15 protein-coding genes and 1 other RNA gene are annotated in these 19,745 nt (G+C 55.3%); 10 read left to right on the top strand and 6 right to left on the bottom strand.

Features of this window, described 5'->3' with window-relative positions; translation table 11 throughout:
• Window positions 1-21 precede the first annotated feature (21 nt).
• The 8 genes from D8U60_RS02400 (at window position 22) to D8U60_RS02365 (ending at window position 8,576) form a co-directional block, all read left to right on the top strand.
• On the top strand, window positions 22-846 hold the full coding sequence (locus tag D8U60_RS02400) for a (Fe-S)-binding protein (RefSeq protein WP_130899406.1): 825 nt from the start codon (window positions 22-24) through the stop codon (window positions 844-846).
• Window positions 843-2,300, top strand: a complete 1,458-nt coding sequence (locus D8U60_RS02395; protein ID WP_041477924.1) for a LutB/LldF family L-lactate oxidation iron-sulfur protein — start codon at window positions 843-845, stop codon at window positions 2,298-2,300. Before D8U60_RS02400 ends, D8U60_RS02395 begins: the two co-directional genes overlap by 4 nt.
• Window positions 2,297-2,968, top strand: coding sequence for a lactate utilization protein (locus D8U60_RS02390; RefSeq protein WP_130899405.1), 672 nt, complete (start codon window positions 2,297-2,299; stop codon window positions 2,966-2,968). The genes D8U60_RS02395 and D8U60_RS02390 overlap by 4 nt, the downstream gene beginning before the upstream one ends.
• The gene (locus D8U60_RS02385) at window positions 2,965-5,775 is read left to right on the top strand and encodes an FAD-binding and (Fe-S)-binding domain-containing protein (protein WP_130899404.1); all 2,811 of its coding nucleotides are present in this window, start codon (window positions 2,965-2,967) and stop codon (window positions 5,773-5,775) included. The genes D8U60_RS02390 and D8U60_RS02385 overlap by 4 nt, the downstream gene beginning before the upstream one ends.
• 112 nt (window positions 5,776-5,887) lie before the next feature.
• Window positions 5,888-6,169, top strand: a complete 282-nt coding sequence (locus D8U60_RS02380) for a hypothetical protein (RefSeq protein WP_016771780.1) — start codon at window positions 5,888-5,890, stop codon at window positions 6,167-6,169.
• Between the two features lie 206 nt (window positions 6,170-6,375).
• Window positions 6,376-6,651, top strand: a complete 276-nt coding sequence (locus tag D8U60_RS02375; protein ID WP_016771781.1) for a hypothetical protein — start codon at window positions 6,376-6,378, stop codon at window positions 6,649-6,651.
• A gap of 95 nt (window positions 6,652-6,746) precedes the next feature.
• Window positions 6,747-7,135: a transfer-messenger RNA gene (gene ssrA / locus D8U60_RS02370) on the top strand.
• A 184-nt stretch (window positions 7,136-7,319) separates the two neighbouring features.
• Window positions 7,320-8,576, top strand: a complete 1,257-nt coding sequence (locus D8U60_RS02365; RefSeq protein ID WP_130899403.1) for an integrase domain-containing protein — start codon at window positions 7,320-7,322, stop codon at window positions 8,574-8,576.
• Window positions 8,577-8,908: 332 nt separating this feature from the next.
• Here the strand turns inward: D8U60_RS02365 and D8U60_RS02360 are convergent, their stop codons facing one another.
• From D8U60_RS02360 to D8U60_RS02350, 3 genes are all read right to left on the bottom strand, one after another.
• Entirely contained in the window at window positions 8,909-9,424 is a 516-nt protein-coding gene (locus D8U60_RS02360) for a hypothetical protein (protein WP_130899402.1), read from the bottom strand.
• Between the two features lie 50 nt (window positions 9,425-9,474).
• Complete coding sequence (locus D8U60_RS02355) at window positions 9,475-10,023, bottom strand: hypothetical protein (RefSeq protein WP_130899401.1); 549 nt, start codon at window positions 10,021-10,023, stop codon at window positions 9,475-9,477.
• A 244-nt stretch (window positions 10,024-10,267) separates the two neighbouring features.
• Window positions 10,268-11,716: a DUF2235 domain-containing protein gene (locus tag D8U60_RS02350; RefSeq protein WP_130899400.1), complete on the bottom strand. Its 1,449-nt coding sequence runs from the start codon at window positions 11,714-11,716 to the stop codon at window positions 10,268-10,270.
• 626 nt (window positions 11,717-12,342) lie between these two features.
• On the opposite strand from D8U60_RS02350, the gene D8U60_RS02345 reads away from it, so the two are divergent.
• Both D8U60_RS02345 and radC read left to right on the top strand, forming a co-directional pair.
• The gene (locus D8U60_RS02345) at window positions 12,343-12,615 is read left to right on the top strand and encodes a hypothetical protein (RefSeq protein ID WP_177435433.1); all 273 of its coding nucleotides are present in this window, start codon (window positions 12,343-12,345) and stop codon (window positions 12,613-12,615) included.
• A 79-nt stretch (window positions 12,616-12,694) separates the two neighbouring features.
• Complete coding sequence (gene radC / locus D8U60_RS02340) at window positions 12,695-13,192, top strand: DNA repair protein RadC (RefSeq protein WP_130899399.1); 498 nt, start codon at window positions 12,695-12,697, stop codon at window positions 13,190-13,192.
• 358 nt (window positions 13,193-13,550) lie between these two features.
• On the opposite strand, the gene brxL is transcribed toward radC, so the two are convergent.
• The 3 genes from brxL to D8U60_RS02320 are packed head-to-tail and all read right to left on the bottom strand — an operon-like array spanning window position 13,551 to window position 19,743.
• Complete coding sequence (gene brxL / locus D8U60_RS02330) at window positions 13,551-15,593, bottom strand: BREX system Lon protease-like protein BrxL (protein WP_205870385.1); 2,043 nt, start codon at window positions 15,591-15,593, stop codon at window positions 13,551-13,553.
• 6 nt (window positions 15,594-15,599) lie between these two features.
• The gene (pglZ, locus tag D8U60_RS02325; RefSeq protein ID WP_163000446.1) at window positions 15,600-17,918 is read right to left on the bottom strand and encodes a BREX-1 system phosphatase PglZ type B; all 2,319 of its coding nucleotides are present in this window, start codon (window positions 17,916-17,918) and stop codon (window positions 15,600-15,602) included.
• Window positions 17,919-17,949: 31 nt separating this feature from the next.
• Complete coding sequence (locus D8U60_RS02320; RefSeq protein ID WP_130899397.1) at window positions 17,950-19,743, bottom strand: DUF262 domain-containing protein; 1,794 nt, start codon at window positions 19,741-19,743, stop codon at window positions 17,950-17,952.
• Window positions 19,744-19,745 lie beyond the last annotated feature (2 nt).

Here is a 19,745-nt window from a genome sequence, read left to right as displayed (position 1 = left end):
GCCTACCCGGAGACACGCCTGATGAGCGAGCTTTTTTACAACGCTGTGCCGAACGCGACCCGCGTGGCACCGCCACTGCCCGAACCTCGGCAATACCCCAGCGAGAAACCGTCGCGGGTCTACCTGTTCGGCACGTGTGTGGTCGACCTGTTCTACCCCGAAGCCGGGATGGACGCGATCCATCTGCTGGAGCGCGAAGGGATCCGGGTCGAGTATCCGCAAGGGCAGAGCTGCTGCGGCCAACCGGCCTACACCTCGGGTTACTCCGAGCAGGCGCGGACGGTAGCGCGCTCGCAACTGGCGTTGTTTGCCGGCGATTATCCGGTGGTGGTGCCGTCGGGTTCCTGCGCCGGCATGCTGCGCGAGCATTACGCCGACTTGTTCAAGGACGAGCCGGAGACGTTGAAACAGGTGCAGGCTCTCGCAGCGCGCACCTATGAACTGGCCGAGTTTCTGCTGTTTGTCTGCAAGGTGCAGCTCAAGGACAGCGGTGAACCGGTGAAAGTCGCGCTGCACACCTCGTGTTCGGCACGCCGCGAAATGAACACCCACCTGCACGGCCGCGAGTTGTTGGCGCAGTTGAGCAATGTGGAGCGGGTCAATCACGACCACGAAAGCGAATGCTGTGGCTTCGGTGGGACATTCAGCGTCCGTATGCCAGACATTTCCGGCGCGATGGTGGCTGACAAGACCCGCGCGCTGAAGGAGTCCGGCGCGCACCAGGTACTGAGTGCCGACTGCGGCTGTTTGATGAACATCAACGGCGCGCTGGAGAAACAGCAGCAAGCGTTACGCGGGCAACATCTGGCGAGCTTCCTCTGGCAGCGAACCGGAGGTGCGCAATGAGCACCTCAACGATTATTCCTACGGTCGCCGTAGAAGAAGATTTCCGCACCCGGGCACACAACGCCTTGGGTGATCAGCAGCTGCGGAACAACTTCCGCACTGCCATGGATTCACTGATGACCAAGCGGGCAGCGGCTTTCAGCGATGCCCACGAAAGAGAACACTTGCGCGCACTGGGCAATTCGATCAAGGCCCGCGCGCTGTCCAAGTTGCCCGACCTGCTCGAGCAACTGGAACAGAACCTGACCCGCAACGGTGTGACAGTGCACTGGGCGGAAACGGTGGACGAGGCCAATGGCATCGTCCTGTCGATCATCCGCGCTCACGAGGCGCGGCAAGTGATCAAGGGCAAATCGATGGTCAGCGAAGAGATGGAGATGAACCATTTCCTCGAGGCTCGGGACATTGAATGTCTGGAGTCCGACATGGGGGAGTACATCGTCCAGCTCGACCACGAGAAGCCTTCACACATCATTATGCCGGCGATCCACAAGAATGCCGGTCAGGTCGCGTCCTTGTTCCACGACAAACTTGGCGTGGAATACACCAAGGACGTTGACCAACTCATTCAGATCGGTCGCAGGGTCCTGCGGCAAAAATTCTTCGAAGCCGACATCGGCGTCTCCGGCGTCAACTTCGCCGTGGCCGAAACCGGCACCCTGCTGCTGGTGGAAAACGAAGGCAACGGGCGCATGACCACCACCGTGCCGCCGGTGCATATCGCCGTGACCGGCATCGAAAAAGTCGTGGAAAACCTGCGCGACGTGGTGCCGCTGCTGTCACTGCTGACGCGCTCGGCGCTGGGCATTCCGATCACCACCTACGTCAACATGATCTCCGGCCCGCGCAAGGAACATGAACTCGATGGCCCGCAGGAAGTGCATCTGGTCCTGCTCGACAACGGTCGCAGCCAGGCTTTCGCCGACAGTGAATTGCGCCAGACCCTGAACTGCATCCGCTGCGGCGCCTGCATGAATCATTGTCCGGTATACACCCGAGTGGGCGGCCACACCTATGGCGAGGTCTACCCAGGGCCGATCGGCAAAATCATCACCCCGCATATGGTCGGCCTGGCCAAGGTTCCGGACCACCCGAGCGCGTCCTCACTGTGCGGCGCCTGCGGTGAAGTCTGCCCGGTGAAGATTCCGATCCCGGCGATCCTGCGCCGTCTGCGCGAGGAAAACGTCAAAGCCCCGGACGCACCGAATCAGGTGATGCGCGGCCAGGGCAGCAAATATTCGCGCAAGGAGCGCTTCATCTGGAACGCCTGGGCCAGACTCAACAGCTCGCCGACGCTGTACCGCTTGTTCGCTTTTTTCGCCACGCGCCTGCGCGCCCTTACGCCGAGCAATGTCGGCCCATGGACGCAAAATCACAGCGCACCAAAACCGGCCGCGCGTTCGTTGCATGACATGGCCCGCGAGCATCTGGCCAAACAGGGAGAGCGTCGATGAGCGCCAAGCAAAATATCCTCGGCAAGCTGCGGAAAAGTCTGACCGGCACCACGCCAATTGCCGACAACTTCGATGTCGATCTGGTCACCCAGCCCTACACCTACAGCGCCGAGCAACGCATCCCGCAACTGCGCAAACTGATGGAGGCGGTGCACACCGAAATCCACCTGACCTCGGGCGCCGAGTGGCCGGCATTAATGGCGCAACTGCTGCGCGACCGCCAATTGCCGAGCCTGCTGATCGCACCGACAACAACCCACGGGCAACGCATCACACAGCACTGGGCGAATAATCCCGACCTGCCAGAACTGAAGTCCTACGACCGGCCAATGGAAGAGTGGAAAGCCGAGCTGTTCAACGACACCCCGGCCAGCCTCACCGGCACCCTCGGTGCCATCGCCGCGACCGGCAGCCTGATTATCTGGCCTACCCGTGAGGAACCGCGCTTGATGAGCCTGGTGCCGCCGGTGCATTTCGCCCTGCTCAAGGCCAGCGAAATCCGCGACAACTTCTATCAGGTGCAAGAGGAATTCGAATGGGCGCAAGGCATGCCGACCAACGCGCTGCTGGTCTCCGGCCCGTCGAAAACCGCCGATATTGAACAGGTGCTGGCGTATGGCGCGCATGGCCCGAAAGATCTGGTCGTGCTGATTCTGGAGGATCAATGAGTCTTCCTGCTGCTTTCCTGCGTGATGCCGAGCAACTGATTCCAGCAGAGCGGCGCTTTGATGATCCGCTGTCGACCCTGGCCTTCGGCACCGACGCCAGTTTCTATCGACTGATTCCGAAACTGGTGATCCGCGTCGAGTCTGAAGACGAAGTCGTGGCGCTGCTGCAACTGGCCCAGCGCGACAAGGTGCCGGTGACCTTCCGCGCCGCCGGCACCAGCCTGTCCGGGCAGGCGATCAGCGATTCCGTGCTGATCGTGCTTGGGGATAACTGGAACGCCCGCGAGATTCGCGGCCAAGGCACGCAAATCCGCCTGCAACCGGGCGTGATCGGCGCGCAGGCCAATGCCTGGCTGGCACCGTTCGGGCGCAAGATCGGCCCGGACCCGGCATCGATCAATGCCTGCAAGATCGGCGGCATCGTCGCCAACAACGCCAGCGGCATGTGCTGCGGCACCGCGCAGAATACCTATCACACCTTGGCCGGGATTCGCTTGGTGCTGGCCGACGGCACGCGCCTCGACAGCGAAGACCCTGCCAGCGTCGCGGCATTTCGCTCAAGCCACGGCGACCTGCTCGAACGCTTGGCGACATTAGGCCGCGAGACCCGCGCCAACACCGAATTGGCCGCAAGAATCCGCCACAAATACCGTCTGAAAAATACCACCGGCTTGTCGCTCAACGCCCTGGTGGATTTCGACGAGCCTGTGGATATCCTGAGCCACCTGCTGGTCGGCTCCGAAGGCACGCTCGGCTTCATCAGCGCGGTGACTTACGACACCGTCATCGATCACCCGAACAAGGCCTCGGCGCTGATCGTGTTCCCCGATGTCGAGACCTGCTGCAACGCGGTCACCGTGCTGAAAAGCCAACCAGTGTCAGCGGTGGAGTTGCTCGACCGACGCAGTCTGCGCTCGGTGCAGGACAAAAAAGGCATGCCCGCTTTCGTACAGCTGCTGTCGGAAAATGCCTGCGCGCTGCTCATCGAATCCCGCGCGGCTTCGTCAACATTGCTGCAGGAACAACTGGCGCAAATCATGGCGTCCCTGCGCGATTTCCCCGTCGAGAAGCAGGTCGACTTCACTGAAGACCCGGTGGAAAACGCCCGCCTCTGGGCCATCCGCAAAGACACCTTCCCCGCCGTCGGCGCCGTGCGCAAAACCGGCACCACAGTAATCATCGAAGACGTGACCTTCCCGGTCGAACAACTGGCCATCGGCGTCAATCGCCTGATCGAGCTGTTCGACAAACATGCCTACGACGAAGCGATCCTTTTCGGACACGCACTGGAAGGCAATCTGCACTTCGTCTTCACCCAAGGCTTCAACAGCCCGGAAGAAATCGCACGCTACCAAGCGTTCATGGACGACGTCGCGCAACTGGTCGCCGTGGAGTTCGGCGGCTCGCTGAAGGCCGAACACGGCACCGGCCGCAACATGGCGCCGTTCGTGGAACTGGAATGGGGCAGCGACGCCTATCAACTGATGTGGCAGCTCAAACGCCTGCTCGACCCCAACGGAATTCTCAATCCGGACGTGGTGCTCAGCGAAGATCCGCAGATCCACCTCAAGCACCTGAAACCGCTGCCGGCCGCTGACGAGATTGTGGATAAGTGCATCGAGTGCGGGTTTTGCGAACCGGTCTGCCCATCGAAAGGCCTGACCTTGAGCCCACGCCAGCGCATCGTGATCTGGCGCGATATCCAGGCGAAAAAACGTGCCGGCGTCGACACCACCGAACTGGAAAAAGCCTACGAGTACCAAGGCATCGACACCTGCGCCGCGACCGGCCTGTGCGCGCAACGCTGCCCTGTAGGCATCAACACCGGCGAACTGGTGAAAAAACTCCGTGGCCGACACGCCACGCATCAGAAAACCGCTGACTGGATCGAAGGAAATTTCGCCAAAACCCTGCAAGGCGCACGCTTCACGCTGCACGTCGCCAACGGCGCGCGAATGATGCTCGGCGCACCGCGTCTGGCGAAGTTGTCGGCGACGCTGACGCGCTTGTCCAAAGGCCAAGTGCCGTTGTGGACCAACGCCATGCCCCAACCGGAAAAAGCCATTCGCTTCAGCCCGAGCGTGGCGGACGAGCGCCCGCGCGTGGTCTATCTGGCGGCTTGCGTCTCGCGGGTCATGGGCCCGGCGGCGGGCGACAAAGAACAGATGTCGCTGTACGACAAAACCCGTGGCCTGCTGGAAAAGGCCGGCTACCAGGTAGTCTTTCCCGACAATCAGGACAACCTCTGCTGCGGTCAGCCGTTCGCCTCCAAAGGCTACGCCGAGCAGGCCGAACACAAACGCCAGGAGCTGATCAGCGCCCTGCTCCACGCCAGTCGCGGCGGCCTCGACCCGATCTATTGCGACACCAGCCCATGTACGTTGCGGCTGGTCCAAGACATCGGCGAAACACGACTGGATCTGTACGATCCGGTGCGCTTCATCCGTACGCATCTGCTGGATCGCCTGGACTTCACACCCCAGGAAGCGCCGATTGCCGTCCACGTGACCTGCAGCACTCAGCACTTGGGCGAAAGCCAGGCGCTGATCGATCTGGCGCGCAAATGCAGCAACACCGTGGTGATTCCTGAAGGCATACATTGCTGCGGATTTGCCGGCGACAAAGGCTTCACCACACCGGAGCTGAACAGCCATTCGCTGCGTACGCTCAAGGACGCCGTGCAGCACTGCAGCGAGGGCATTTCCACCAGCCGCACCTGCGAAATCGGCCTGACCCAGCACGGTGGCATCGACTACCACGGGCTGGTTTATCTGGTGGATCGGGTGACACAGGCCAAAGTCCGCTGAAGAAAAAATCAGAACCCTTGAGCGAGGCGGTAGTCCACTGCACATGCCCCGGACCATTCGGGGCCTGTTCAACGGTCAGCGAAGTCTGAACCCTCAGTTCAAGGAGATACACATGAACCGCTCTGTAATGTTAGGTCTGTTTGTCACTGCCTCGATGATGGCGTCCACTTCGTTCGCCGCTGAAAAACCCGCCGATTTGTGCGATGCCAATCTGCAGAGAATCGATAGCGCCAAGACTCAATACCAGACGTCACCGGATCTGAATGCGCGCGTCTCGGCCAGTGTCAGCAAAGCCCGCGCCCTGAAAGCACAAGGCAAGATTGACGACTGCCTCGCTGAAACACAGCAAACCCTGCTGGACATTCAAAACGCTACCGGTGACACCAAAAAATGATTCATGCGCCGACCTTTTACAGGTCGGCTGCATCGGCACCTGGTCGACCGATCTGGCCTTTTGACATTCGTTGCAAATAAAACCGAATTCCTGCGCAGCGAAGCGGTCAACCAGACAGGTCCTATACTGACCTCGCTTGTCTTGACCTCGGCATCGCGGCCAGACCGTCCGGCAGCACCGAGCCCCCATCGTTCAAGGAGATACCCATGAAGCATTCTGCAATTGCTGGATTGTTTATCACTGGTGCACTTCTGGCCTCGCCGGTGTTCGCGGCCGACAAAGACCTTTGTGCCGGGAATCTTCAAAGCATCAAAGACTTCGTCACCAGCCAGCCGTCCCTTCCTGAAAGCTCCATGAATAACATCAAGGAAGCACAGGAAAAAGCCACTGCGGCCCAGGCGTCCGGCAACGACAAGGAATGCATCGAGGTTACCAACGGCATCATCAGCAAGATGCAGATCCGTAACCCGACGCGTAACTGATGTCGCGCAGGCCAACCTTCGGGTTGGCCTGCCAAGCGTTTTGACGTACACTGTGCACGCCTGTTGCCCGAACAGATTCACCGGGCAATGAGTTCGGGGCCGTTTAGGATTCGACGCCGGTTGCGAAACTCTAGGTGCATGCCGACTTGGTAACAGAAGTCGTAAATCCACTGTTGCAACTACTTATAGTTGCCAATGACGACCAATACGGTGTTGCTCTCGCTGCTTAATTGCAGCTGACAATGCTCCTGGTACCTTCGGGTCCAGCAATCATCAGGGGATGTCTGTAAACCCGAAATGATTGTCATATAGAACAGAATCGCCGTGCAGTACGTTGTGGACGAAGCGGCTAAAACTTACACAACTCGCCCAAAGCACCCTGCCCGTCGGGTCGCTGAGGGTTAACTTAATAGACACGGCTACGCATGTAGTACCGACAGCGGAGTACTGGCGGACGGGGGTTCAAATCCCCCCGGCTCCACCACTTCATCATCTAAAGACGTCCACGGACGTCTTTTTTTGTGCCTGAAATCCAGTAAATACAAGGGTTTAGGGTCCTAGAGCATCCGTCAACGTCCGAGACCATCTACGATTTCGTGTATTCCAAGTGGTATTCCAGGCTCTCTCCTGCTATTTTTTGGAATACATAAATAGCACTGGAATACACCATGGGGGCCCAAGCCACGCGCCTTTCAGACGTAAAAGTGAAAGCCGCAAAAGCCAAGGAAAAGGACTATATCCTCACGGATGGCAACGGCCTACAGATGCGAGTGAGAATCAATGGCTCCAAGCTGTGGAATTTCAACTACATCCAACCCGTGACGAAAAAACGGGTCAACATGGGGTTGGGCACCTTTCCTGAGGTAAGCCTGGCGCAAGCCCGCAAGAGAACCGTCGAAGCAAGAGAGCTCGTTGCGCAGGGGCTGGACCCCAAAGAGAAACGCGACGCCGAGCGGCACGCGAAAAAAGCAGCCACGGAACACACTTTCGAAAATATCTCGGCAGCGTGGTTCGAGCTCAAAAAGGATTCAGTCACCCCAGCTTACGCCGAGGATATTTGGCGCTCTCTCACGCTACATGTTTTCCCTGATCTGGCCACCACCCCAATCTCTGCTATCACTGCCCCTAAAGTCATAAATTTGCTTCGACCCCTCGAGACGAAGGGCAGCCTCGAAACCGTTAAACGTCTAACCCAACGCCTCAATGAAATCATGACCTATGGCGTCAATTCGGGATTGATTCACGCGAATCCGCTCAGTGGAATCCGCTCCGTCTTCAAAAAACCCAAAAAGAAAAATATGGCGGCCCTTGCGCCCGATGAGCTGAAAGAGCTCATGGTGGCAATTGCCAATGCCAGTATAAAAAGAACTACGCGCTGCCTAATTGAGTGGCAACTTCACACTATGACCCGGCCAGCCGAGGCTGCCACATCCCGCTGGGCTGATATCGACTTCGAAAAGAAGATCTGGACGATACCGGCGGAGCGCATGAAGAAACGTCGGATACACATCATTCCGCTCACTGAACAAGCTTTGGCGCTCTTGGAAGCGATCAAGCCCTACAGTGGACATCGGGAGTACGTTTTCCCTGCAGACCGAGCCCCTCGCACGCACTGCAACAGCCAGACCGCCAACATGGCACTGAAGCGTATGGGTTTCGAGGGGCGCTTAGTAAGTCATGGCATGCGCTCAATGGCGAGTACCATCCTCAACGAGCAGGGCTGGGATCCTGAGTTGATTGAGGTAGCACTTGCCCACGTCGATAAAGATGAGGTACGCAGTGCTTATAACCGAGCGGATTACATTGAACGCAGACGCCCGATGATGGCCTGGTGGAGCAACCATATCCAGGAAGCTGCTACCGGCAACCTGTCTATGTCAGCTATCAGAGAAAATCGAGATAAAAAAGTCGTTTCGATACGCTGATTGATGGGCTCCCCAAAAAAGCGAAAAGGAAAATTAAATCTACCCCTGACCTTTCGGGCTAGATATTTGGGTAATTGCACGGACTTTCCCACCTATTTGCGTTCGACCTGACCTGTCATTTGTGTCGGATTTGACCAGCACGATTCGTGGACATGACCGGCAGAGAACGACTCATAGCTACCGGTCGACTGGGGCAGGGTCGGCTAAAAGCTGCCGCTCACCACAAGCCTAAAACAGGCCAGAAGCGCGTATTTGGTGTCTGCCAAGTCGGGGCGGTTCAGGAATGCCCCTATGGCCGAAGCGAACAACTTGAGCACATTGTTAGGGCGCTTTCAAATGCCATAATGTTCGCGCAAGTCAATTTTTTCGTACGACCCGCAACTGTAGGTAAAATTGACCTTTTCACCTATTAGGTCGTCCAAAATCTCGCAAGCGATTTTAAGGAATGGCACAGGATTGAACTCGGTAATTTCGGGTTTCTCATTGATGGGGATGTGCGCAAGTCCATTGTTTCTAATATACACCTTAATTTGGTTGATTTCTTGGCGATATTGTTTTGTTAGGCGAATAATATTGCTAATTCGTTTTTGATCTTTGATTTCTGAATTTAGCCTTTTTTGCGCAGTTCTGAATGACCAGTTACTAGGACTATCATCATCTAGACGACATGCTCGCATGATAATACTTTCGAAAACTGTTGTTCTGGAAAAGAGCCAATTACCAATCCCCCATCGAGTTTCGAATTTAACCCCGGGATCAGTATCCATGCTCTTGATTACATAGCACGCAATGAGAAGCCATAAAATTTCATCTTTTATTACTTCGATGTCTGTATCACTGCCCGACATACCTTGCCACCTAATATTTTGTTAGAGGATCGCTCTGGATATTACAGAGATCAAAAAGAAATCTCGACTTGGCTTCCGAAACCATCAGCCCGAACAATATTTCCGCCAAGCTCCTCGGCGACAACTAAGAAAACTGGCCTCGCGTCAGCACCTTGATCGCTTATTGCTGTTGGAAGAGTAGTGTCATAAATAAGTATCTTGCCATTTTCCTTCAAGTTAATTTTTGCCTGATGGACTATATGCACAACATGATTTGTCATGACTTCAAACGGCACCGGTCGACCGTTATTTGCCGAAATTCCGATCACTTGACCAAATAAAATATAATCAAATTTTATATTTAGATTTGGCCACAAACCTCTGATGTCGAACTGGAAGCCACGTTGACCTATCCATTTTTTATGTAAATCGAGATCCGCACAATAAAGTGATGACGGCGGCACATTAAGTTTGTTTATTAGATACTCTTCGTAAAGTCCGATACCGACGCCAATGGAAAGTATTTTTGAATCACTTTTTAGGTTTTGAATGTCAGCGTCTTTTAGCAAGTTGCAAGATAGATAGTCGCTGATCGGGAACTGCTGATAATCGTTAGTCATAAATTTCTGATCTGGTTAGGTTGATAAGTTTACAATGATCGATGCGCTTCAAAGAAGTAGAGGCACCCGGTTTAGCAATTGGACAGAGTCATGCAGCTATTGATAGATGCCTCGAAGATACTGTGTAAAACCAGGCTTCACAGTGACCGCATCGGTACAACCACCACGACCAAAGACCTTCTGGTGATCATTAGTGATGACCATCACCCTGCCCATGCTGCGACGCATGATGTCGGCCAGCCACTCAATCCTCGTCCGGCATGCAGCCATTGACGATCCAGCGCGGCTCCCCCTTGATCAGATTCAGTTCAATTTCGGAACGCCCCGATGTTTCACGCACCCGCTGCAAAACTCGCTCGGGCACGGTGTACACCTGATCGTTATTCGCGCCTCTGAGCACCACTTTCAATCGCTCACCCACCGGCACGACCACAGCATTAAAGCCGATGTCACTGATTCGTGGATATAGAACTGGATGTGAGCCACCCAGACTGATGAAGCGATAGTTTTCCAGCCATTGAAAACGTAAGAGGTTTCCATTATCCAACGGGAAATTCCCAATGCCGTCATAACGCCGCAACGTCAGATTCATCGCATCGTCAAGATTCATCTGACTAGGCCTCACGGTTTTCTCACGGTAATTGAAACAACCATAAGGCGATGGCACTCTCAGGAGGCGATCAATCGTACCCCGTGAGTCATGGAGCCCTTCATCCAGCACGCGACAGCCTGGCTGCTCACTGTTTTCAGGCAAGGCGCAATTGTAGTTTTTCAAGTTTGGTCTCAGTCCCATCCTTGCCATCGTCATTCGGGCGTACTGCGTGACCGCCATGCCGGCACCTTTTTTGTACGAGTCGCCCAAGTCCGAGTGCGCTCCCGGCACTTCAATCGTCACAATCCGCTGCGGAAAGTAAAACAGTTTCGCCAGAGGATTATTTTCGTACCCCTCATCGGCATCGACCACCAGACCGAAAAACTTGCGAGTTTCGTTCTGGGCCACAAAGTGGTATGCGAACTCCAGATTCGCTGGTAACGCCAGATCCAGATAGTTCGCCATCCCGGTCGCTACCGTATCAAACAACAACGCGTAGGACCGCACTGTGAGCGCTTCACCCCACACGTTAACCAGCGGCTTACTGGCCAACAGATTAAGGAAATATCGAGACGTCGCCGCACCTCGACTGAAGCCGATGACAACGACACGAATCTCGCTGACCCCGGAATCCAGATTCGCAATTTTGGACTCTACATCGGCCACGGCGCGACGGGCCGACAGCCAGGTACTCCAGCCAATCGCCGAATCAAAGGGGCATGCCACCCAGGAAGGACAACCCGGACCCCGATAGTAAATCGCAGACAAAGCATCCACAGGGATAGACGCCTTTTCACTCCCCTTGCGAATTTCATCGACAACATCCTGATAAAGCCTGCCAACCACCGTGGCGTTTTCCGACTCAGGAGTATTGAAGAGGTCGTTGTTGGTGCCATCAAACGCCACGACCAGCGTATATACACCCGACTCGCCATTGTTGACCCTCGGCAATATGAAAGAGGACATTCTCCCCAAGTCATGAAGCCTGCTTTTCTGCTCTTCGGAAATCGGCACTTCACGACTGCCGGAAAATAAACTGGAGCAACCTGATAGCACCAGACAAAACAGAAGAACCGCGTAATTTCTTGGTAGCTTACTCACTCAAACGTTTCCCGCTAGCGGACATCGATCATCTTCGCCGAAGTCTTGATAGCTCTATATCGGCAGCACCAGTTGCTCCTTGATTGATTGCCAGCCTAGAGATACCGCCCTGATATGTAGCGATGTCGCGCCGGCGCCCAACCGAAGACCCGATCGGGGGAGTCGTTCCGGGATACGGGATACAGGCCCCAGTTGCAGGATGCTTATGACCGCGAACAATTCACCCGCTACGATCATCGGGAGGCATGCTGTGTCCATTGAGCGCAGGCTGACTGCCCCCCTGAGTCATTGATCAACGCCGACTCAGTCTCAGGAGCGTTTTCTGTCGCTAATAGCCGACATCTCAGAAAAAATACACCTGTACATTTCTTTCGCGTCATTCACCTTTGGTCTCTTAAAGTCGCATGCCGCTTTGCCATTCCCACGCCTGCTGACTTCGGCAGCTCGCCAAGGTCGTGCTGAGTCGTTCCTGCTGTAACAATCAGATCGCTTATTAAAAGAGTTTCTACGATTCAAAAAAATCACAGCCCTACATTACTGCCATGACAATCCCTCCATGGAGACATCCTATGTCATCGCAGTGTCCCCTCTGTAACTCCTCCAAAATTGCCTCACTCAGAAACGCTATGAAAATTGCCGCAGCCATTGGCACCGTTGGCGGCGCGGCGCAGGGCGCAAGCTCTGCACTAGCAGGCAGCCGGTTCGGCGCTGCTGTCGGTGCTATTGCCGGACCGCTAGGTATCACCATGGGCGCGATCTCCGGAGCAGTGCTCGGCGGACTCGCTGGTGGTGTGGGAGGGTGCGCGCTTGGCGCTCAGCTTGGCGAAAAACTGGATCGTCACGTCCTGGCGAACAATCTCTGCCTCATCTGCGGTCATCGCTTCAACTTGCCTGCCTGATCCACAACCCTCCTTTTCCCGGACAGTGCTGCGCGTTGCGCAGCGCTTATGCCGCACTGTGTTCTAAAGGATTCTTCGCATGAAATATCACAAGCTCAAAGCCGGTGAGACCACCGGCACCTATGTCATGGATTCGCCGGTCACAGAGGCCGACATCCTGCAGATGGCTCAACAACTAGCGATGAGTCGCCTGTCTAAAGGCAGGGCACTGACTGATCCGAAGCAGGTATTCAGCCATCTCCAAACACTACTGCAGTACCACGAGCATGAAGTCTTCGCTTTGCTATTGCTCGATACTAAACACAAGGTAATCAGCTTTCGGGAGCTATTTAGAGGCACGCTGGACGGTGCGAGCGTTTACCCGCGGGAAGTGGTCAAGATCGCTCTAGAGCACAATGCCGCCGCCGTGATCTTGGTGCACAACCACCCATCCGGTGATCCCGAGCCCAGTCAGGCTGACCGCTCGCTGACGATCACGCTCAGAGAGGCGCTGAATCTGATTGGGGTAAGAACGCTGGACCACATCATCGTTGGCAGTGACGGCTGTACATCGCTGGCAGAACAGGGCTACCTGTGAGGAAGTAGGCATGAAGCAACTTGTACGAATCTTCGCAGCCCTGTTCATATTCGTCGGCACTCTTGCCGGCTGCATGACAGCAATACTTTTGTTGATTCTCATGGTGCGGTTTCCGCCGCTTCTAATTGCAGTAGTACTGACCTGCCTGATTTTCAGTTGGTTTCGGAGCACTGCAAATAACACATCTGGATAATTGTGAGCTTAACCAACGTCCGTCGCTGGCAGGCGACGGACGTTGGTTAATGTACAGTTCTCTTTTTTTCACCCAATCTGTTGCAGTTACAGACAGCAGGGTTGCGCTATGTACAAGGCAGCTCTGGGACCGTCGTCAAAGATCGCTGAAACTATGGCATCCCTCCTACTCCACAATCGCTTTCAACAACGCATCTCGTGCATCCTGGTAGAACTGGATGTCGATCTTTGTTGCCATGTCATCAGATAGGTCATACAGCTGGCGCCTGGCTGTGACAGGCATGAGCAGCACGCTGGCGCCCTTCTCTACCGCTAGCTCGGCAATATTCACTGCGCTGCTAATCGGCTCAATCGAGCCGCCAAGGTTTATCTCGCCGACGACGATCACTCCGCCCTTCACCGATTTTTTCAGCAAGCTGCTACACATCGCAATCAGCGCCGCCATGCCCAGTTTGGAACCGCGTTTGGCGGCGTCGTAGGCTCTGAGCTGAACAGAGAACTCATGGGCGCGTGGGTCGCGGTCCCCGATGAGTTGAGTTGCTCTGGAATACAAATTCTGCTCGGCATAGCGCAGCGACTCCTTGAAGGCTGCGGGCGCCGGATTATTTAGAATGCGTACTCCAGAGCCAGGTCCTTCATTCACCTCGATGCGATACAGGCCAGCGTTATCATCGATGTCCGCCCCACCTTCGCTGACGGTCCAGATCTGGCCCGGCTCCAGTGGGTCATCACCGATTTCGTTGTCGGCGCGAAGCTCCGGCGTAGCCACGAACTTCTCGACCCCATCATCACCAATGAAGTAACTAAAATGGGTGTTACGAAACTCGGCGGCTCCGACTCGCTTTTGCTGTTCCTTAACCCGGCGCCGTACCTCAAGCCCTAAACGAGTAGCCCATTCCAAATCTTCGTCGGACACAACCATGTCCTGCCCTGGATACATCAATTTGAGCAAGCCGGAGACGGTTTTGTTGACTGCATTGGTATCGCGGCCACTTAGTGCTCCGCCCAGGTGAACGCGATTCTGCATGGCAGATACGCGGCTCTGGAAACGCAGGCGACTCATACATTCGGAGAAGAAGTCACTGACCAGGCCAAAGTGGTCGGTGGTCAGAGCCTTGTTCATTTTAGGCACATCCCAGCCAGGTAGATAGCAATGGATACGGTCCATCCAGGCAGTGTCATCGCGCATCTCTGCTGGGAGTGGGCCAAACAGATGACCTACTCGCTGCTGGTGTTCGACATCGACATCAAAGTTACCGACAAACACCATGGAGCCATCGGCTCGAATGCTTTCCTTCCCACGACTGAACTCGCCGGACTCCATGTAACCCTTCATGATGTTGATACCTTCCTTGGTATCGAAGGAGATCCCGCTGACCTCATCAAAGCAAACCACATCGTACTGGCAAACCAAGCCGCGCTGCCCGCTGGCGTTGTTGACGAACATTTTGGCGATGGTCGCCTTGCCGCCTGAAATCAAATGCGCGTAGGGCGATATTTGCTGAAATAGGTGGCTCTTGCCTGTGCCCCGCGGCCCCAGCTCGACCATGTTGTAGTTGCGCTCAACGAACGGCACCATGCGGAGCATGATGGCGTCTATAGCTCGCGGTGACAGCGCGCTTGGCTCCAGGCCGATGGAGCGTGTGAGGAAATCTCGCCACTCTTCGCTGCTGAATCGTGTACGCGCCTCTGCCATGATATCCAACACATTGCGCTTGGACATTTGGATGGGGCGCAACTCTGCAATGCCAAAGGCGTGCCCCTTTTCCTCAGCAATGATGCTGTCGTACTCCAGCGTCACCTCAGCATAAAAACCACCGGTCAGCAGACGTTCGTTGTCATCAACAATTTTGTCTGGGATACGCACACGATTGAGATTCAAGCTGGGCAACGACGCCAGGTAGCCACCTTCCTTTTCTACAAACCGCACGCTGACAATATCGATCAGTTTGGCAGAGCCGGTTTTATAGGCACGTGCCTTGAACAGCTCTTCTTCGCCAGCACGCACGGTACGATCGGACAGCTGTCGCTGAACGATTTCCAAACCCTCTTCGATTTCGATGGGATCGGTTGAGGCGCAATATCTGCCCAGCATAAACTCGACGACATAGGTCGGAACCGGAAATTGACGCGCGAAAGTGCGCACCAGGTCTTTGCGAACTAAGTACCCCTCAAAGACCTCCGCGGACTTACGGTCCAGCGTATCCATTTCCACTTACTCGTCTCCTACCAGAGTTGGTTTTTTCGCCAGCACGTTGCCCTTGTCATCCAGCAGCACCAATACAGCAGTAGTGCCCTCATACTGGTCATCTACCAAAAGAGTGCACTTGCCTTCTTTTAGCGGCTTGCGCTTGGTGATCTCTGAATCCGGGTCAGCCGGGTGCGTTCTGAGTACCGCCAGTACTCCTTCAGCACTGGTTTGCGCCTGGACTTTACAGGTCAATCCCACCCAGCGCAGATCCGAAAGTGTTGCAGAGATCGCTGAGGTCGTGACTGGGGCTTGTGTGCTGCGTACCTCTAGCACCGGCGTCAAACACTCCTGCAGGCTTAGGCCTCCGTGATCATAGTGCTGTCCTGCCTTGAAACTACAGGCACCTGGAGCCATGGCAATGCTGACAGCTCCGTTCCAGTACCAACCTACCTGCTGATAACCGCTGTCCACAGAGTCCTTGATGACCGCGCAGCGCCCCCAACGCGTTTCAGTCAAATGCTTGGCCAATTCGACTTTAACCATAGGTGCGGGCGTCAGCATCCAGCCGTGGTCAGTAACGATACGAATTTTGCGCCAGCCTGCAGCCAGGAGTTCTTCAACCCGCTCAACGACTTCAGCCAGTAAGGTATCAATTCGCGCCGCCAGCTTGAGCCCCTTCACGTGACCTTCTTTGTCAATATCGCCGCTTTGAACCCAGGCATTGGATGCTGGGTCGCCTGAATCGCCCTCGTCCAAATATTGCCAACCTTTTTCCTGCAGAAACTTCTTCAGGTAATAAGCCGAAAAGTCCTTATCTTCGTCCAACAAGCTGGGCTCAAAATCCCGGTCGGTAGTTCTGCCAGTCAACCGGTTATGCACCGGTGTCACGGCTGCTTTCGCGGTAGACGTCACTGAAGGCAAAGCTGCCCAGTTTGCCGAAAGCGTTATTGCTCCCAATCCTTGCAGAGCCCGACTCAGACGCTGGGCAATGTCGTAACGCAGGCCGTCTACGAAAAATACCACTTCACCACTCGCGGCATACTCAGCCGTGGCTTCATTCACCTGGTTGCTACCCGGATAGCCCTTAGATTTGACCACACCTTGGAAATTGCGCGTCACCTCATCCAACCAAGGCGTGTAGATCAGCGTGAGGATCTGCTGCACAAGAACTTGTTGGCTTGCGGACAAGGGGGAAGCCAATGCCTTGAGCATCTGATCATCAGCCTGCCAATAGTGCTCCCGATACTGCGCCGCCATTTCCTCTGCATCAACGCCGGAGAAGACCTTTGTGGTCTTCTGAGCCACTTGGCTCAGGTGACCAAGCACGCCTGCCAACGGAGCCAGATCAAGCTCAAACCAAATCCAAGTACGCCGTTGTGCATGCCGTTGCTCAAGGGTCTGCAGGGTTTGGCGAACCTGAGTAGCACCTTGCTCAAGCAGCTGCTGTAGCGTCTGCTCCAGGTATCCCTCTTCACTCAAATTGATAGCCGGATAGCTTTCACCGCTGGAAGCCAAATCAGGCTGGACCTTGAGCATTAACTGCGGCAAGAACGGGTAGTGGCGGCAAGACTCAGCATAGCGTTGCCAAACACCGTCCCAGATACCCTGGCGTTGGCACAGCAATTCGGCGGCCGTCAACTCTCCATCCTGTTCAGGATTGAAGTGGTATTCGGTTTCGCAGATGCCGACCAGTGCTTGCCAGCGTGACCCATCCCAGCGCTCACGGCAGCTTTTGCTGTCATTCATCCAACTGAGTAAATCACGCACCGGGTCGCTGCTAACTAGCTTATTGAAATCTGCAGCCTCGAGCCGGCGGTTGCACAGCTCATCACGCTCGCTTTCCAGAATCTCAGGTAAAACACGCAGCATGGCTTGTTGGGATTTCTCATCCTTGGCGACATCCAGCCCTGCTCCGCCGTTACTGGAGATCAGAAAGGCGTTCACCGTCCAATCACGGCCAGAGTTGTTGTAGATCCACCAACACCCTCTGTACTGCAGCTCAGCCAGCGGTTTGAGTTCGTCCGGGCAAGCACCGATTGCACGCAGGTCGCGGCGTTCCACGCCCGGTAAATACAGGATCGGCGTTCGATCGACTGGGAGCTCAATGCTGGGCAGCGCATTATCCACAACACATTTGATCCAAATGGCTGGACCTACTTTCTTGTCGGGGGCGTAGTCACCCAACACGATCAGCTCCGGCATTGCAGCTTGCAGCAATGGCAATGCTGACTCCCATTGGCGCAGGGTGTCCGTCCACAGAATTACGCTGGGAGCGACTTGCACATTGGAGTTGTAGGCAGCGCTGTTCCGGATTTCGGTGGCCAGCAAATCAATCAGTTTCATATCAATCCTTGGATTCATTAAGCAGGCTTGATCATGTGACCGTAATAACCAATGGATACTTCGCCTGTACCTCTTGCACCAATTGCATCGTTCTCGCCTCCAGTTTTTCCACGGTCCAGCGGTCCTCCGAGGCCAGTGCATGGTTCAGATAGAGACCGTTGTTGTACCCAACCTCCCGCCCCTGGCTGTCGGTGCGGCTTTGCTTCTCAGCAAAGCTCTTGTTGCCCAGAGCGCTGTTGTAGCCAGAGATAGTTAGGTTACCCAGGCAGTGGGCGTAGGTCTGACGGTGTTGCTCGGCCAGATTCACATCTCCATCGGCAATCATTTGCACCCAACTGTCAGGGATGTTTTCACCCTGGGGGAAGATATGCTCGATGGTCCATACATACTGTTTGCCTTTCAGCGCCCAGAGATCGACCTTGGTTTCGCGAGTCATGCGGCCTTCCTCAAGTGCGCAGAGCACAAAGCGGCAAACCGCTTTATTGTCTTCGTATATCGGACCTCTGAGGCTTTTCTCGAACTGCTCATCACTAGCGCTTTCGGCTTGAAGCGTGCGCTGAATATGATTGACCACATCACCAGCACGTAGCCCACGGATGGTCTCGGCCACATCCATGAAGATACGGGTCAAATCACGGGTAGGCGGTAGGTCGGTCGTGTTGCGGCGAACAAAGAAGGCAATAAGAAAGATCACTACCTGTTCAAGGTGCTCATGATTCAGTTCCAGCTCGGTTTGGCACTCCATCAGCACCATGAGAAGCAAATAAGCGGCAGCCCCCTGGATGCGGTCCAGCGAGAGCAGCAAGCTGGAGAGTTTGGGCTGCTCAGGCACAGCACGGTAGCCGACAATTTGAGCGTAGCGGCTGGACAGACAAATCATGGCGTGCAAAAAGCCCTCGGCATCATGGGCGATCAGCTTTTCATACACCTGCATCAGGTTTGATTTGGTGGCCACCGGTACTGAAACGACATCCTTCAGATCGGGTTTGAACGCGTTGTAATACTGGCGAAAGAAACGCTCCTGCACGGCGTAGTCATCACCCAGGGCATCAATCACCTTTTTCCATCGGTTGTACTGCTTGTCAATGCTGCCAGGATCTTTGGACTCCAGCACCGCCAGCAACTTGTTCTTAATCAGGTCAATGGCCGTCAGCGGCACACCGCGATTGTTCAGCGACTCGAACAGGGTGTAGGCATCGGAATGCCCTGCGACCTCAATCTTGACCAGGGTGGCGGTGTTTACCTTCTCCAGCAGAGCTTGCAGGCTGGTGATGGGGTCAGCGCTGTGCTCCAGGTACAGTTCGATGCGGCTGATAAAATGCCGGAAGGCCTTCATCACTCGCCGATTTCCGGCATTCGGCACAGTCTCCACATCGTCCAAAATGCCGGTCTGGCCGAGCACCGCGAAGTAGTCCTGTTGGTTGTTGTTCTGCACCTGGGGGATCAGGCGTGGCTGATCCGACTTTTTCTTCAGCACCAATTTGTGCTTGAGGTTGTACAGCTCAATCTGTTGCTCCATGCCCAGATTCGGCAGGGTGCGGTAGCTCTGATAGACAGCCGCCAGCAGCAAAGACAGCGTGGTCATGCGTTGCTGCCCGTCTACCAGTTCCAGGCTTTGTACAGTCAGGGCATCATGCGACTGGTTAATGCAGATGATCGAGCCGAGGAAATAGTGCAGCTCGTTGTCCAACAGATCTTCGAACAGCGCATCCCACTGCGCCCGGCTCCAGGTGTATTCACGCTGGTAGCGCGGAATGGCATACACCACCCCGCTCTCAATATCGAGCAGAGTGGAAACCGGGTAGTTGTAAACGGACTTGATCATGG

The organism is Pseudomonas sp. Sample_11, assembly GCF_004307505.1.
GTDB lineage: Bacteria > Pseudomonadota > Gammaproteobacteria > Pseudomonadales > Pseudomonadaceae > Aquipseudomonas > Aquipseudomonas atacamensis.
The sequence above is the reverse complement of the archived record's forward strand: the minus strand, read 5'-3'. Positions and strand labels throughout refer to the sequence as shown.